Raw genomic sequence first — 15,755 nt, 5'->3', positions numbered from 1 at the left:
GCAAAGGCGCTTCACCGGTTATGACTTTTCTATTTGTGCTTTTCGTGGTATATTCTAATGGTTCGTTTTCTTTCGTTCCGCCTCTTCCGTGTATCGGAGAAAAGGAGTGTTTATATGAAAACATTTATTCAAAAAAGAGGTCTCGGCTTCTTTCTGATTGCAGCCATCTTACTATGGCTCAAAACGTATTCAGCGTATTTAATCGAATTTAAACTTGGTATATCAAATGTGCTTCAGCATATTTTGCTTTTCGTGAATCCTATTAGCTCCAGCTTGTTCTTTCTTGGCTTTGCTTTATTGTTCAAGAAAAAATGGCAGCCTGCCGCTATCATTGTGATTCACTTTTTCATGTCTTTTTTACTATACGCAAACATCGTGTACTATCGATTCTTCAATGACTTTATCACGCTGCCTACAGTGATGCAGGCAGGAACGAATGGCGGACAATTAGGTGATAGTGCATTTTCACTCATGCGTTGGACTGATGTGTTTTACTTTATTGATACAATCATTTTGATCGTACTTGCAGTCCGCATGAAAAGGCAGCAGCAAACAAGTACAGCCACGACTGTACCTGTACAAAAGTCAAAATCGTTTAGACTCGTCCTTGTGTCCTCTGTTGTGATCTTTGTTTTAAACTTAGTTGCTGCAGAGATCGATCGCCCAGAGCTTTTATCAAGATCGTTCGACCGCAATTATTTAGTTAAATATTTAGGTGCTTATAACTTTACTGTGTTTGATGCCATTCAAAATGTGAAATCAAACAGCCAGCGTGCTCTCGCAAATTCAAATGACGTGACAGATGTAGAGAATTATTTAAAAGCGAACAGCGCTGATCCTAACCCGGCTTATTACGGGAAAGCGAAAGGCATGAACGTGATTACAATTTCTCTTGAATCTCTGCAAAACTTTGTCATTGATTATAAAGTGAATGGAAAAGAAGTAACGCCGTTCCTTAACTCATTGGCACACGACAACAAAACGTTTTACTTTGATAACTTCTTCCATCAAACAGGACAGGGAAAAACGTCTGATGCTGAATTTATGATGGATACTGGATTATTCCCATTATCACAGGGCTCTGTTTTTATTAACAAAGCGCAAAACACGTATCAAGCACTTCCTGGTATTTTGAAGAAGGATCAATATACGTCAGCCGAATTCCATGGCAATACGAAAACCTTCTGGAACCGTAATGAAATGTTTAAATCCTTTGGGTATGACAGATTTTACGATTCTGAATACTACGATATGAACGAGCAGGATACGAAGAACTACGGACTGAAAGACAAACCGTTCTTCAAAGAATCGATGCCAATGCTTAAAAACATGAAGCAGCCGTTTTATTCGAAATTCATTACCTTATCGAACCATTTCCCATTTGGAATGGACGAAGGTGACACTGATTTCGAACCTGGTGACTTCGGTGACTCTGTCGTCGATAACTACTTCCAATCGGCTCATTATTTAGATGAAGCGATTGAACAGTTCTTCAACGATTTGAAAAAGTCAGGTCTCTATGACAACACAGTCGTCATTATGTACGGAGATCATTACGGCATTTCTGAAAACCATAATGAAGCGATGGAAAAAGTGACAGGACAAAAAATTGGAGATTATGAAAATGCACAGCTCATGCGTGTGCCGCTCTTTATCCATGTACCTGGCGTAAAAGGTGGACAGATTCATAAATACTCTGGTGAAGTCGATGTCGCACCAACCCTTCTGCACCTGCTCGGCGATGATACGAAGAACTATTTAATGTCTGGTTCTGATATCTTATCGAAGAACTTTAAAGAGCTTGTGCCATTTAGAAACGGTGACTTCGTGTCTAAAGACTACACAAAAGTAGGCAATAACTATTACAGCAACAAAACAGGCGAGAAAATCGAGCCAACTGACAAGGCATCACAAGAAAATGAAACGGTGAAAAAGATGCTGGAGACATCTGATAAGATTGTCACCGAAGATTTACTCCGTTTCTACAAGCCTAAAGGCTTTACACCGATTGACCGCAACGACTATGACTATACAAAGAAAGTACAGGATGAAAAGGATTCCTCTTCCGCCAAAGATGAATCCAGCTCTTCTTCGAAATAATTTTCTCATGCTAAGAACCAGCCGATCCTTGATCAGCTGGTTCTTTTTACGTTTGATCATGATTACTCCGGGTATAGGAGAAGAAGGAGGGATTTATCATGAAGAAAACAGCAGCTTTTGTCGTGACTGCCTCGCTTGCTTCGTCCGCTTTATTCGGTTTCAGCCCTGCGGTCTCAGCACACGCCATGACCAAACCGGCAGCAGAACAATCCGTTCCTCAAGGTCCAAAAGCCGCGCTTACCAGCATTTATGAGCTGGCACATAAAGGACAAATGCCCTACTATGCTAAAGGATTGAAAATTGGCGTTCAAACCAAAAAAGACGTTCATCATAAGCTCGGAAATCCATATCCAGAAACAGGCCAAAGCAGCTTTGATCTCTATCATGCTGAAATGGGGAATCCCGGATTTGCTTTTCACTATGATGCAAAAGGCAAGATTGATGAAATCCGTTATTTCGGAACGAATGTAGAAAAAGAAACGAATATTGGTGGAATGACCCCTGCTCTACTAAAGAAACAGCTTGGATCAGCGGATTCAGTGAGCACCATCCCGCAAACAAAAGAGAAAAAATATGTGTATCGAACCGGTGATTATGAGCTCGAATTTATCGTTGGACATGATCCTGATATTAGCCAGCATGAACTCACCGTGCTGCATATCAACTTGATAAAAGCCAATTCTTAAATAAAAAAGCATCCTGAGCACATGCTTTGGATGCTTTTCTTTTATTATGATGCCACTTCTAATTGCGGCTTTCTTTTCAGTTTTCGTTTGAGGACTGGACCTGCTACATAATCAAGACCAAGTTTTCCGGCATTTCCTTTCGCTGCCATGATGAAGACTGCGATCAGAAGAAGCAGCGGGTTCACAGAGACGGTTCCAGCTAGTAAGAAAGAGACATTCATCACGCTTCCAAAAAAGGCTGCCGTTGTTGTGAATAATCCGACAATTAATCCTAGGCCTACTAAGATTTCACCCCACATGACCATGGCACTAAATAATCCGGCATTCGGCAAAGCGACATTTTCTAAAAACCATACATAGAATGGATACACAAGATGACCATCTTTGACGACAGGTTCAGATATCGCAAATTGCAAATAGCCTGATGCATCAAATCCACCTGTTAGTTTTCCAATACCAGATGTCAGCCAAGTCCATCCGATATAAAGTCTTGCTGCCAAAAGGATAACGGCTGCCCATACATTCGTTTGTAAGAATTTTGTAAACATGATGATGCCTCCTTTTAAATTATGTGAAATATTTCACATTTTCTTTATGATCTTATTATACTATGCTATTTCTTATTTGTGATCTTTTTCACATATATATTCACAAATTGTTCATGAATATCTAATTTATGCAAATCTCAAAAGTGTGTGCAGCTTGTAGAAATAAACTTTTGGAGTGTGACGCGTTTCATGGTTTTCAAACAACTCAACTGCTGTGTCAAAGTACGATAGGGATGAGGTATTGGTTAGTAGTGATGTGTACCTTTAAAGAACCAGAAGTAATACTCTAACAACCTGTCCGGTCAGTTAATATTTTAAAATAAGCTTTCGTCTGCTGTTCGAGAAAAAAATCCTTTACTAAGACCGTAGTCAGAGAAAATATAAGCCTCGAGCGGGTTTAATCAATTTCCTCCTCCCTTTATTATCAAAGTAAGTAACACGTCACAATTAACTAGAGAACATTAAGGGAGAGAAGACAATTGAATAAATTATGGCGTTTCATCGTGTATGTATGCGTTCTCGTTCTGGTTGTTGGAGGAACCGGAGCGATCGGTTTCATGAGCACGATGCAGGAGGCTATGTCGGTTTATGATAAGCCAGTTCCTGCTTCTCTACAAAGCATCCAAACTCCTACCTATGATTCGAAAAAGCCAACAGTGGTCGTTATTTTGGCGAATGAAGTAACCGAGGTGTTTGATTTTCTCGTACCATACGAAATGTTCTCCATGACGGGTTCGTACAATGTATTTGCGGCAGCTCCCAACAAAAACATAAAATCGTTGACGGGCGGGCTTGATGTCGTACCGCATTACTCTTTCGACGAGTTGGACAAATTGACAGGCAAAAGCCCGGATATAATTGTGATCCCTTTCATGCCGATTTTGGATGAAGCACAATACAAGCCCGTCCGCGATTGGATAAGGAAGCACTCCGGCAAGGAAACGATATTGTTGTCCATCTGCAATGGGGCGGAAAATTTGGCGGATACCGGCCTGCTGAACAGGAAATCTGCAGCAACACATTGGGGAGATATCGGCAGATTGGAAAAGAAATATACCGAGATTACTTGGAAAAGGGATCAGCGTTACGTGCATGACGGTAACATAGTCTCCTCCGCCGGCCTGACTTCGGGGATTGATGCCACACTGTATGTTATATCCCAGCAAATGGGAGATCCTGTAGCGGAGAAAGTGGCGAAGGAAATGAATTACCCTTCCTACGATTTTGTTCAGCATCCGCAAATGGAGCCTTTCACGGCCGGATTGAGCGATATCGTCTATATTTTGAACAATGCGTTTCAATGGAGCAAGGAAAAGAACGGAGTCCTGCTGTATGACGGTGCCGACGAGCTTATGTTATCCTCGGCTTTTGACACGTACGGGGCTTCTGGAACAACAACAACATTGACGATATCCAACAAACGCGAGCCGGTTGTTACTCGGCACGGTCTGAACCTGATCGCCCGATATCAAATAGAGGATGCTCCAAAACTCGACAAAATGATTTTTGTGGGACCGGACGTGAAGACGCGCGCTGCAGATGATATCCGAAACTGGAACGTGAACGGTGGAAAGGCTGAGCAGCTTTTCCTGCACAGTGATTCGCCAGAGCGGTTCGCGATGGAACCTGCGTTTGAAGATTTGGCGAAGCAAGAAGATATCTTGACGGCGAAATTCGCCGCCAAGCGGCTCGAGTACCGCGCCACAAGCCAGCTTAAGCTTAAAGGAGCACCATTTTCGTACGAAGCGTTCGGCATACCGATCGGTGTCGGCTTGTTGTCTATGTTCGTCGTATATTTGGTAGAAAGACGTTTCTTAAGGAAAAAAACTGTTCCACATAAAACAGGAAGCAAAAGAAACATCACAGTTTAGGAAGAAGAAACACAATCCATTTACAATTAAGAGTAAATGAGATTGATCATGCTTTGAAAGTTGCCATAATGGTTGATTACTATAAATTTAATTAAATTCCTGATAAAAAATGATCAAACTTTTTTATAAAACCAAAACTTAAATATGCTAGAGAAGAATCCATTTTGATCAAACTTTTTTCAAAAATGGGTTCTTCTAATTTATCGCAAAATAAGGGTTTATGAGGTATTTATGATTAAACTTTATTACAAAGCAACACCTTTCAAACTTTCCAATGAGTCAAAACTGAACAGGTCACACCAGAATTCATCTTATCTTGTTATTTCTCTTTTTGCTGCTTCATAGAGGTAAACTTTTCCCTTGCGAAAACCGTCTAAGTCATTTCAGACAGTAAAAAGGGGTTTAATTTTGTATGAAAACACTATTTCATTTTGCTTATTTACAGGCCATCTCATGTCTATTCCCCGTCATGATCTTTGCGGCGCTTGCCCTATCAAAGACGGTGTCTATTCCTTTTCTTCACCGGTATGATTTCATTCTACTGCTTTGCCTCGCAGCTCAAATCCTAATGCTTGCGCTGCGGCTGGAGACTTGGACGGAGCTAAAGGTCATTTGTCTATTTCATCTCATAGGAATCTGTTTGGAAGTGTATAAAGTACATATGGGCTCTTGGTCCTACCCAGAAGCAGCTTATACAAAAATATTCGGGGTTCCACTTTATAGCGGCTTTATGTATGCAAGTGTGGCTAGTTATATTTATCAGGCATTTTCACGGCTTCATATAAAAGTGACCGACTGGCCTCATCCATTTCTTTCAATTGGTATCAGTTTGTGCATTTATCTCAATTTCTTTACCCATCACTGGCTTTATGATGTCAGATGGTGGCTGACATGTCTGCTTGTTGTTGTGTTTTGGAAAACGTCGGTTTCGTTTCAGGTTGGTCCATCTTCCTTTCGAATGCCGCTTGTTGTTTCATTTTTCCTGATTGGCTTTTTCATTTGGATTGCCGAAAATGTCACCACCTTTTTAGGCGCATGGCAATATCCAAATCAGCAGCATACTTGGTCCATTGTTCATCTAGGGAAAATTAGTTCGTGGTTCTTACTCGTTGTGATCAGTATTGTGCTAGTGATCGAACAGCGTAAACAAAAAAACGTTCAGCCCGTTTGACCTGGCTGAACGCTTTTTTTAATCTCGATCGACTTCCTTGCGGAGATCATCTGCGACAAATTCTACATTCGTTCCAATGATAATTTGTACGGATGTTTTTCCAGAAGTCAGTACCCCTTTGGCACCTGCTTTTTTCAATGTAACTTCATTTAATAAATTTGTATCCTCTACTGTTAAGCGAAGACGTGTGGCACAATGATCAATCGTGGTGATATTGTCTTTGCCGCCAAGTCCCTCTACGAGCATACTTGCTCCTCCTGTTGTCACCGCATCATCCGCTGCGATATCTTCCATGTCATCATCTTCCCTGCCTGGTGTTTTGAGCTTTAATAGTTTAATGAGGAAATAGAAAACGACAAAGTACACGACGCCATAAATGATTCCTACTACAAGAAGCAAGATCGGCTTTTGCGCAATACCGAAGCTTAAGACGTAATCAATCGCACCTGCTGAAAAGGCAAATCCGCTATGAATCCCAAGGGTGTTCACAATAAAAAGCGAAAGCCCTGTTAAAATAGCATGGACACCATATAAAAGTGGAGATAAAAACATGAAAGAAAATTCAATTGGTTCAGTGATCCCTGTAATAAATGATGTAAGTGCCATCCCAATCATCAGACCAGCTGTTGCTTTTCGCTTCTCAGGTTTTGCAGTCACAACCATGGCTAGACATGCCGCTGGCAGACCAAACATCATCACTGGGAAGAATCCTGTCATAAAGACACCCGCGCTTGGATCTCCTTTAAAGAATCGCGCTAAATCCCCTGTTGCCCCGCTGAATTCCCCGAATTGAAACCAAAATAAGTTATTCAAAACATGGTGCAGTCCCAATGGAATAAGCAATCGGTTAAAGAAACCAAACAGCCCAGCACCTGTTGCACCGAGACTTAAAATCCATTCCCCTAGATCATTGATCACACTTTGAATCGGAGGCCATACATATCCGAAAACGGCTGCTAATAGAATGGTGAAAAGTGCCGTCATAATAGGCACAAGCCGCCTTCCGCTAAAGAAACCTAAGTATTCCGGCAGTTTCGTATCCTTAAATTTATTGTAAACATAACCTGCCAAAAGCCCGCACAAAATACCGCCCAATACCCCCATATTGTTGGTTGAGTTGATCGACGTTGTACCGGCTGACAAAATAAAATAAGAAATCGCACCTGATAATGCCGCTGCCCCATTTCCATCCTTTGAAATACCAATCGCTACACCCATTGCAAAAATTAAAGCCAAGTTCGCAAAAATTGCATTCCCTGCCTCATAAATAAACGGGATATTGAATACATCCTCACGCCCAATGGCCAAAATAATCCCTGCTGCTGGAAGTACAGCGATTGGAAGCATAAATGATTTTCCTAGCTTTTGAAAAAACTGAAACACCATCTGACTTCTCCCCCCTTTGTCATCATCATGACTAAATCGTTCATGATGTTCATAAAAAATATATCATATGCACGTCTAGTTATCTATACCAATTTGTCCACATCCATTTGAATTCCGCTCTTTACTCTTTTTGCGTAAAATGTGGTAAGCTATTGAATAGAATGAAGTTATAGAAAGCGGGAATGAACAGTGATTGTCAAACATGATCATGAGTTAGAAGCCTTAAAAAAAGTCGGTCGAATTGTCGCTTTGGCAAGAGAAGAAATGAAAAGCCAAGCGAAACCAGGCATGTCTACAAAAGAATTAGATTTGATTGGGAAAAAAATATTAGAAGAGCATGGGGCCAATTCAGCACCTGAAAAGGAATACGACTTCCCTGGTACCACTTGTATCAGCGTGAACGATGAAGTGGCACACGGTATCCCTAGTGAAAAAACCATTTTACAAGAGGGTGACCTCGTAAACATTGATATCTCAGCAGAGCTTGACGGATATTATTCCGATACAGGCATTTCATTTGTTTTAGGTACAGGTGATGCTCGTCTTGAAGCATTATGTAAGTGTGCGGAGGATGCGTTCCTAGAAGGATTAAAACATGCAAAAGCCGGTAAAAGACAAAACCAAATTGGCCGTGCGGTCTACAATACAGCGAAAGAACAAGGGTTTACCGTTATTAAAAACCTGACAGGACACGGCATTGGGAAAAACCTGCATGAAGCACCTAACCATATTTTGAACTACTATGATCCATTCGATAATGCTTTGTTTAAAAATGGCACAGTTATTGCCTTCGAGCCCTTCATTTCAACAAATGCTGAATCGATTTATCAGGCTGATGATGGCTGGACATTTAAAACACCAGATAAAAGTCTAGTCGCACAGATTGAACATACCATTGTGATCACTAAAGACGAACCGATTATTTTAACAAAGCTGTAAGCCAGCGGGTCCCTTCCTTTACTGGAGGGGATTTTTTCATGCCCGTTTCACGAATCTGTCACGACTAAACAAAAATGCCTGTGGTAAAATAGGCAAAGATATGCGAAAGGGGTCTTATTTGATATGTGGTTCATCATCATAGGTGTTATCTTTTTCATCGAAAGTATTATTTTAACGGTTGTAGGGATTAAGAAAAAACAATCCATGATGACCTATCTTGGTGTTATCATCATGATTATGACGGTCGGCATGATCCTCGTTACCCTCAACCCGCCAAATTCATAAATCAATATTTCCAGCATATACATGGATCATAGGCAGATAGAATCAGTTTTCATTTCTTGACACCTGCACACTTTTCACGTCCTTTTTTGAGATGTTACAATGCAGGCAGTTTCAATTGAAAGGAGTTTTCTATCATGCATTATGGTAGCAAAGGCTGGTATGTCGAAGAATTAAAGAAGCTTGGTGTGACTAAGCATGAAGGAAGAAAGCTTCAAAGCTTAAAAACATATTTCCTTGCAAATCTTCTTGAGCAAAAGAAACGCAGCTCATAAACGCTGAAAAGCCGTACATCTTAAGCTGATGTACGGCTTTTTTTAAATGTGCTGAATTCGTTTTTCTAAAGACTTCCTCACCACATCTGCTAAAGCTTCTACTTCAAGAACGGCTTTCAGTCTCTCTGGACTTGTTTGACGATATTTGACTTCATTGACCTCATGGACCGTAATTTGATGGGACGCTTTTTCTACGAGTACAAGCGATGCATCAGGCGGCACCATGCCTTCTTTCAGTACACGTAAATAAAAGCCTGTATACCCTGTTTTTTGCACTTCCTTTACGAGCTTCATGTTGCCATGCTTAACAGATAATTTCACACAAGGCTGTCTTGGCTGGCTCACCTCAACAAATGCATCTCCAAGCTGAAACACATCGCCAATATGCACATTCGTCTCGACTAGCTTGCGTACTGTTACATTCTCGCCAAAGGCAGCTTCCTGTAAAGGAATCCCTAAAAATTGCTCAAAGTAAGCATAATGATCGTACGGAAAGACGCAGACGGCTTTATCATAACCCCCATGATGAATCAAATCACCTTGGCCATCTCCCTCAAAATTGATCTGACTTAAATACACAGGCTCATGAATGCGCTTTTTGTTGATGGCTGTTTTGATTTCTTTTCCGTTCGCATAGGTGATGATAGGTTGTCCCACCTGGATTCCTTCTATGGCATATCTCTTCTGTCCCACGATGGCCATCTCCTTTGGTTGTCTACTGGCTTTTATTTTACATCGTTTGACAAACAAATCAAAGTCGAGGCGTGAAGATCAGATGCAGGCTATGGTACGATGTGAAAAAAGGAGAGATGACCATGGTTCATTATCACGCCATTGTAAAAGGACGTGTGCAAGGAGTCGGCTTTCGTTATTTTGTTCAGGGAGAAGCCGTCAATCGTGGAATGAAAGGCTGGGTACGCAACACAGATGAAGGTCATGTCGAGTTAAAGGTAGAAGGTGAGCAGCAGAAAGTGATTGATTTCTTAGAAACTGTCCGGAAAGGAAGTCCTTTTTCAAAAGTCACCGGCATGCACATGGAACCGCTCACCGAGCTGGCTCATTATAAGGTTTTTCGAATACGGTCATAAAAAACTAGCTATTTGTAAACATTATTCCTATTCATGATAGTTAGACGGAGCGTTCGTATTATATAGTTCAGCCAGAACTTTCTGGTTGAACTTTTTTTATTTAGATTTAATCTATCAGTAGCCAGGGTAGAACGTACGGGGGCGTAGGACATTGATTTCCGTCAAGTAAACAGTTTAACACCTACTTGTAGAGATATGTTTGAGGCTGGTTGGGACTTAGACCTCGTATAACATCGAATCGGTACAAGTCATGCATAAGATTAATTGGACTGGTTCGATATTGCCTCAAAATAGTCTAGAACTACCTTGCGGAATTCCAATGAAGCTTGCGTCATGTATCGGCTTGTATGCCATAATAAAGCGATATCACGTACAAGTTCATGATTCTCAACTTGCAAATATTTAATCTTTCCCCATGATATTTTTGCTGTGCTTGGTATGAAGGCAAGTCCAATTTCAGCTTCTACAAGACTGATCAAACGTGTAGGTTCATCGCCCTCATACACATATTTAAGGTCAATTCCAGCCGATTTGCATACAGAGTCTACTAAATCACGAGTGCCGTATCCTCTTTTCACACCGACAAAGCATTCATCCTTAAGTTCTGTTAAACATACGCTACTTCGGTCTGCCAGTCGATGCCCATTAGGAACTGCTACAAGAATGGGATCAACAAAGACAACTTGACATTCGATGTCTTCCCCTTGAAAAGGAGAGGACGACAAGCAAAAATCGACTTCGCCTCGATGTAAAAGCGTGACCATTTCCAGTGTGGTCAGCATTTGCACATGAAATTGGATATTAGGTCGTTTTTTACGAAACTCTCGCATAATCTGAGGCAAAGTGCTTGCTGTGGTTACCGCAAGCTTTAGTGTGCCAGATTCTGCTCTAGACAAATCGCTAATCTCTTGTTTTCCCTGTTCCAACTCAAACAAAGCCCTTTCCGCGCGACGAATGAATTTGTTGCCAAATTCATTTAATCGCAGTTTTCTGCCTGTGCGATCAAATAAAGGTACCCCTAAATCTTCTTCCAGACGCTGAATCGTTTTGCTTAGCGACGATTGCGTAACGTGGAGGCTTCGTGCAGCTTCGGTTACATGCTCTAATCGAGCTACCTCTAGAAAATATTGTAGTTGAAGGAGTTCCATTTCATTTTCTCTCCAATCATTCCTTTTGGTCAATGATATCATAACTTTAAATGCGTTGGAATGAATGTAAAATTCCAAGTAAGATATCAATGTAACAACTATAAAGGGGGAGAAAAAATGAATTCTCGTAGCAGATGGTTAATGATATCCGTTGGACTAGGAATATTATTAAACCCTTTAAATTCATCAATGATTTCTGTTGCTATTGCTAGGTTGCAACATGTGTATAGCATTGATTTTACTGCTGTTTCCTGGATTGTGTTTTCATTTTATATCGCTAGTGCTATCGCCCAACCTGTCATGGGGAAGGCTAGTGATTTATTCGGTCGGAGGAAGATATTTCTGGCGGGTCTTGTTGTATCCTTAGTTTCTTCTATTCTGGCTCCATTTTCTCCAAATTTCGGATGGCTAATTGTGTTCAGAATCTTACAATCAATCGGAACTAGTATGCTGATTGCAGTTGGAACAACTATAATACGCATTCATATTACTGAAAAGCAATCAGATGCTTTAGCAGGTTTATCAATTTTCCTATCCGGTGCAGCAGCTATAGGACCCTTTGCCGGAGGAGTACTTATTCAATGGTGGGACTGGCCAGCGATCTTCATCGTCAATACCCCGTTTGTAGTGGCGAGCTTTATATTAGCTTGGAAAATGATTCCTAACGATGGACCAGCCGCAACGGTTTCACGTGACATGTCGTTTCGAAAATTACTGGGTGTGATTGATGTGCCAGGAATTCTGCTCTTTGCGGTGGGTCTGATTGCCCTTCTAGTTGGCTTGCTGGCAGCGAAATCATCTGGGCATTTCTCTATGTGGAATATCGTTATTGTGCTAATCGGTCTCATTGCGGTGGGAATATTCGTACGACATGAGCTAAAAACAGTGTCGCCATTTATTCCTTTACGCACCTTCGCCAAATATCCAGAGATGACTTGGGTCAATATACAATACTTGCTAGTTAACTTACTTTATTATTCACTCTTTTTTGGGATTCCATCATACCTGCAAATGGTACGTCTTGTCAGTGAATTCCAGACAGGGATTCTTATGTTAACCTTGGGCTTGAGCTCGATTGTAGCTTCGCCAATAGCAGGGAAATGGGTCGATAAATCAGGACCCAGACCTGTATTGATTGTATCCTCATTACTGATGGTAGTAGGGGCAGTGTGGATCGTGACATGGACGCAAAGTTCACCAGTCATCAGTGTGTGTCTGGCGTTAGCCGCATTCGGTTTTAGCAATGGGCTAAACGCTGTTGGTATGCAGGCAGCTTTGTTTAAAAGCTCTCCAAAAGAAATTTCTGGTGTAGCATCTGGCCTATTTAATACATCAAGATACTTGGGAACAATTTTATCTTCACTCTTGACAGGTATCATTATGGGAGGTGCGTTCACCTTTACAGGATTCCGATTGCTGGGGGTTTTCCTAACGGTCATTGCATTGGTCTTAGTATTTATAAGTCTACGGCTCAGATATTCTGAGCAATTGGATGAACCGAGTACAAGCAATTCAAACAAAAAATAAAAATTGGAGTTGAATGTTATAACAACTGTTAATATCAAAGAATGGTCCTCATGGGATCAAACTTGGCAGGGAATGCAAAAGGATAAATAGCCCCAGGGTGAGAAAGTCATCCAGAAATGGAATGCGAGAGCGCAAACTTTCGCCCATTGTTGTAGTAAGGAAGAGATCTTTTGTGGGCATCATAAATAAAAAGGGATAGATATCTATCCCTTTTGTTTTAATCAATTTAAATGTTCAACATCATATGAGAGGATACATGTATTATGATAAAAGCCATCTTTTTATGGAATTACATATAGCTCTCGCTAGGCTTTTTCTGTCCTGTGATAGGGCTTGTCCTGATAAAAATAGTTTGGTTTCACAATGGTATTGTCGTAATGCTTGTGGAATATGTGGGTAGCAGCTGGTGATACTGGCGGAATCAGCCATGTCCAGTCCCCAGTCAGCTTGCGTTCAGCCTTTTCTTCCTGCTTTTCAAACTGCTTGAATTGATGTGCTGCTGTATGGTGATCGACAATGGTTACCCCTGCTTCGCGATAAGAATGGAGAACCGCCACGTTCAATTCGACAATGGCTTTATCCTTCCAAAGGGACGCATTCTTGGTTGTGTCCAGTCCTAAAAGAGAAGCGACTTTTTTCAGCATATTGTAGCGGTTTTCATCCGCTAGGTTGCGTGCGCCAATTTCTGTGCCCATGTACCAGCCATTAAACGGTGCAGCATTGTAATGAATACCGCCAATCTCTAATTTCATATCAGCAATAATCGGGACCGCATACCATTTTAGTCCCAAATCACGGAATCCATCATATTCAGGATGGGTGATCTCTACCTCTTGGACGATTTCTTTCGGAAGCTCATATAGAACAGGCGGCTGACCTTTTAGCTGAAACATGAGAGGCAGAATATCAAAATGTGTGCCCTCCCCTTTCCAGCCATGTTCTTCACATAATTTTGTTAATTCAAGAGATGCCTCGTCGCCGATGATGCCATATTCCGTTTCATAGCCTGCATAACGAACGAGCTGATGATTATAAATGACGACTTCCTTCTGTCTGTTTTTCTCTGGGGGAAAGATCGTAATGGACGGTTTGATTTTCCCGCCATTTGTCGCATACTCAATATGATGAAAGAGCGCCTCCTTCACCTCATCCTCTGTCTTTACATGCCGGCAGTCATGCACTTGCAGGGTCGACCAAAACAAACGGCCAATGCAGCGGTTACTGTTGCGCCATGCCATTTTCGCCCCGTGAGCTAATTCCTCTAGTGTATGCGTATAAATTCCTTCAGACTCAATTTCTTTTTTTATTTCATGCAGACGTGCTGCTTTCTCTTCATTTGACTTGTTTAATTCTTCATAGCATACAGAAATAAAAGCTTCTGCTTCATTCCACAACGCTTCTTGATTACTCAAACATACTCGCCTCACTTTAATACGAATATATCCATTGTAGCGGTTTCTATTGATAAATTCACTCGTTTCAAACCATTTTTTATCAAATCATCCGACCATTGTCCTTAGATCATAGATGAATCAATTCGTTTAAGGGTCTTTTGGAGCCAGCGGACATAGCCTTTTTCCCTTTCGATTGCCCTTGTCAGCACTAAGTAATGCCCAAATTGCGCTGAATGCAGTGATTCAGCAGAAGGGTCTTCCTCTGTCAAAGCGTGCAGCTTTTGTTCCAGCACATCTACTTTCTTGGTGCGCTCTAAAAGTTGATAGGCAAACAGGTCAGCCGCTTCTTTTTTGTCCATGGAGGAGATGAAAAAGGTTTTGAGCATGAATTCATCCTTTGTTGTTTCCGGAATCGGATCTTTTGTTCTTAACCACTGACGCAATTCTTCTTTTCCTGCCGCTGTGATTTGATAGACCTTCTTCTCCAGCTTTTTTCCTTGTATGTGAATATCAAATTCAATAAACCCTTCCTCTGTGAGACGCTTCAGCTCAGGGTAAATCTGACTGTGCTTCGCACTCCAAAACTGTCCAAGGGAATCCTTAAAATGTTTCGTGATATCATATCCCGTCAGCTCATGCTGATCCAGCAAGCCAAGAATGGCATATTTTAGTACTCTCATGATGGGCCTCCAACGCTTATTCTTTGACAATAGTATATCATAGACTTTAAAATAAACATGTAAATCACAACATGTTTGAAAAAACATCATTCTAATGAAAGAAGGAATAAACATGGATCAATTCGTTGGACTTCATATGATTTATACGTATGAAAATGGCTGGGAATATGAGATTTACATTAAAAACGATCACACCATTGATTACCGCATTCATAGCGGAATGGTTGGAGGACGCTGGGTCCGTGATCAAGAAGTAAATATTGTGAAGCTGACAAAAGGCGTATACAAAGTCTCTTGGACAGAACCAACTGGGACAGACGTCTCTCTGAACTTTATGCCTGAAGAAAAACGCATGCATGGCGTCATCTTCTTCCCGAAATGGGTGCATGAACGTCCAGACATCACCGTCTGCTATCAAAATGACTACATCGATCTCATGAAAGAATCTCGTGAAAAATACGAAACCTATCCGAAATATGTTGTCCCAGAATTTGCGGACATTACGTATATCCATCATGCAGGTGTGAATGACGAAACCATTATCGCAGAAGCACCATATGAAGGCATGACAGATGAAATAAGAGCTGGACGAAAATAAAAAAGCGGCACGCCAAGTGCCGCTTTAGATTGGTGAAAAAGGGCTAAAATGATCTTTATTTT

General features: G+C 41.2%; 16 protein-coding genes. 10 read left to right on the top strand and 6 right to left on the bottom strand.

Annotated features, from left to right (window positions below; translation table 11 throughout):
• The first annotated feature begins 114 nt into the window (after positions 1-114).
• Together MHI46_RS03860 and MHI46_RS03855 are read left to right on the top strand one after the other, a co-directional pair.
• Positions 115-2,100 carry an LTA synthase family protein gene (locus tag MHI46_RS03860; RefSeq protein WP_126681355.1) on the top strand — a complete coding sequence of 662 codons (1,986 nt, stop codon included), beginning with the start codon at positions 115-117 and terminating at the stop codon, positions 2,098-2,100.
• Between the two features lie 98 nt (positions 2,101-2,198).
• Positions 2,199-2,786 (top strand): YjgB family protein, encoded by a 588-nt coding sequence (locus MHI46_RS03855; RefSeq protein WP_039177122.1) that lies wholly within the window; start codon positions 2,199-2,201, stop codon positions 2,784-2,786.
• A gap of 44 nt (positions 2,787-2,830) precedes the next feature.
• Here the strand turns inward: MHI46_RS03855 and MHI46_RS03850 are convergent, their stop codons facing one another.
• The gene (locus tag MHI46_RS03850) at positions 2,831-3,334 is read right to left on the bottom strand and encodes a DoxX family protein (protein ID WP_024426621.1); all 504 of its coding nucleotides are present in this window, start codon (positions 3,332-3,334) and stop codon (positions 2,831-2,833) included.
• Between the two features lie 479 nt (positions 3,335-3,813).
• Between MHI46_RS03850 and MHI46_RS03845 the strand changes: the two genes are divergently transcribed.
• Together MHI46_RS03845 and MHI46_RS03840 are read left to right on the top strand one after the other, a co-directional pair.
• Positions 3,814-5,205: a DJ-1/PfpI family protein gene (locus MHI46_RS03845; RefSeq protein WP_342503121.1), complete on the top strand. Its 1,392-nt coding sequence runs from the start codon at positions 3,814-3,816 to the stop codon at positions 5,203-5,205.
• A 412-nt stretch (positions 5,206-5,617) separates the two neighbouring features.
• Positions 5,618-6,376 carry a DUF817 domain-containing protein gene (locus tag MHI46_RS03840; RefSeq protein WP_106025870.1) on the top strand — a complete coding sequence of 253 codons (759 nt, stop codon included), beginning with the start codon at positions 5,618-5,620 and terminating at the stop codon, positions 6,374-6,376.
• Between the two features lie 18 nt (positions 6,377-6,394).
• Here the strand turns inward: MHI46_RS03840 and nagE are convergent, their stop codons facing one another.
• A complete protein-coding gene (gene nagE, locus MHI46_RS03835) occupies positions 6,395-7,762 on the bottom strand; it encodes an N-acetylglucosamine-specific PTS transporter subunit IIBC (protein WP_342503120.1) in 1,368 nt (455 codons plus the stop codon).
• Positions 7,763-7,951: 189 nt separating this feature from the next.
• On the opposite strand from nagE, the gene map reads away from it, so the two are divergent.
• The 3 genes from map to MHI46_RS03820 all read left to right on the top strand — a co-directional run bounded on the left by map (position 7,952) and on the right by MHI46_RS03820 (position 9,258).
• Entirely contained in the window at positions 7,952-8,701 is a 750-nt protein-coding gene (gene map, locus MHI46_RS03830) for a type I methionyl aminopeptidase (protein WP_024424611.1), read from the top strand.
• Between the two features lie 123 nt (positions 8,702-8,824).
• On the top strand, positions 8,825-8,986 hold the full coding sequence (locus tag MHI46_RS03825) for a hypothetical protein (protein WP_087976421.1): 162 nt from the start codon (positions 8,825-8,827) through the stop codon (positions 8,984-8,986).
• 134 nt (positions 8,987-9,120) lie between these two features.
• The gene (locus MHI46_RS03820) at positions 9,121-9,258 is read left to right on the top strand and encodes a YflJ family protein (protein ID WP_064497716.1); all 138 of its coding nucleotides are present in this window, start codon (positions 9,121-9,123) and stop codon (positions 9,256-9,258) included.
• Between the two features lie 42 nt (positions 9,259-9,300).
• On the opposite strand, the gene MHI46_RS03815 is transcribed toward MHI46_RS03820, so the two are convergent.
• Positions 9,301-9,951, bottom strand: a complete 651-nt coding sequence (locus tag MHI46_RS03815; RefSeq protein ID WP_106025869.1) for an MOSC domain-containing protein — start codon at positions 9,949-9,951, stop codon at positions 9,301-9,303.
• Between the two features lie 122 nt (positions 9,952-10,073).
• Between MHI46_RS03815 and MHI46_RS03810 the strand changes: the two genes are divergently transcribed.
• Positions 10,074-10,346 (top strand): acylphosphatase, encoded by a 273-nt coding sequence (locus MHI46_RS03810; RefSeq protein ID WP_058837490.1) that lies wholly within the window; start codon positions 10,074-10,076, stop codon positions 10,344-10,346.
• A 260-nt stretch (positions 10,347-10,606) separates the two neighbouring features.
• On the opposite strand, the gene MHI46_RS03805 is transcribed toward MHI46_RS03810, so the two are convergent.
• The gene (locus MHI46_RS03805) at positions 10,607-11,494 is read right to left on the bottom strand and encodes a LysR family transcriptional regulator (RefSeq protein ID WP_058837491.1); all 888 of its coding nucleotides are present in this window, start codon (positions 11,492-11,494) and stop codon (positions 10,607-10,609) included.
• A 117-nt stretch (positions 11,495-11,611) separates the two neighbouring features.
• On the opposite strand from MHI46_RS03805, the gene MHI46_RS03800 reads away from it, so the two are divergent.
• Positions 11,612-13,021: an MFS transporter gene (locus MHI46_RS03800; protein WP_342503119.1), complete on the top strand. Its 1,410-nt coding sequence runs from the start codon at positions 11,612-11,614 to the stop codon at positions 13,019-13,021.
• Between the two features lie 305 nt (positions 13,022-13,326).
• Here MHI46_RS03800 and MHI46_RS03795 read toward each other — a convergent pair whose 3' ends face one another.
• Both MHI46_RS03795 and MHI46_RS03790 read right to left on the bottom strand, forming a co-directional pair.
• Entirely contained in the window at positions 13,327-14,433 is a 1,107-nt protein-coding gene (locus MHI46_RS03795; RefSeq protein WP_034623117.1) for a nitric oxide synthase oxygenase, read from the bottom strand.
• Between the two features lie 104 nt (positions 14,434-14,537).
• Positions 14,538-15,095, bottom strand: a complete 558-nt coding sequence (locus tag MHI46_RS03790; protein WP_024426629.1) for a PadR family transcriptional regulator — start codon at positions 15,093-15,095, stop codon at positions 14,538-14,540.
• Between the two features lie 112 nt (positions 15,096-15,207).
• Here MHI46_RS03790 and MHI46_RS03785 point away from each other — a divergent pair, with 112 nt between their 5' ends.
• Entirely contained in the window at positions 15,208-15,693 is a 486-nt protein-coding gene (locus MHI46_RS03785) for a phenolic acid decarboxylase (RefSeq protein ID WP_008341777.1), read from the top strand.
• Positions 15,694-15,755 lie beyond the last annotated feature (62 nt).

The sequence above is a fragment of the Bacillus sp. FSL K6-1000 genome, from assembly GCF_038630785.1.
Lineage (GTDB): Bacteria > Bacillota > Bacilli > Bacillales > Bacillaceae > Bacillus > Bacillus safensis.
Note: the sequence above shows the minus strand (reverse complement) of the source record. Positions and strands in the feature narration are given on the sequence as shown.